A 512-nucleotide genomic window follows, 5' to 3' on the forward strand; every position below is an offset into this window, starting at 1 on the left:
ATGACCAACACTTCGCGACCTTTGTACATTTCCTATGCCGGCCCCTCGCTGCTGGAAATGCCCCTTCTGAACAAGGGCAGTGCTTTTACCCCGCAAGAGCGGGTCGAATTCAATTTGATCGGGCTGCTGCCGCAGAACGTAGAGACGATCGAAGAGCAAGTTACCCGGGTGTACAGCCAGTACAAGCAGTGCGCCAGCGATCTGGACAAGCATATTTATCTGCGTTCGATCCAGGACAACAACGAGACCCTGTTCTTCCGTCTGCTGGACTCGCATCTGGACGAGATGCTGCCGATAATTTACACCCCGACGGTCGGCCAGGCGTGCCAGGAATTCTCCAAGATCTACCGCACCCACCGCGGGTTGTTCATTTCCTACCCTGAGCGCGACCGCATCGACGATATCCTGCGCAGCGCCACCAAAGACCGCATCAAGATCATCGTTGTCACCGACAGCGAGCGCATTCTGGGCCTGGGTGACCAGGGGATCGGCGGCATGGGCATTCCGATCGG

1 pseudogene is annotated in these 512 nt (G+C 57.2%); it reads left to right on the forward strand.

From position 1 onward, the window contains the following. Nucleotides 1-512, forward strand: a pseudogene (locus tag NRB16_RS29355) (NAD-dependent malic enzyme); the annotation flags it as partial.

This window comes from Pseudomonas sp. LJDD11 (genome assembly GCF_024584215.1).
Lineage (GTDB): Bacteria > Pseudomonadota > Gammaproteobacteria > Pseudomonadales > Pseudomonadaceae > Aquipseudomonas.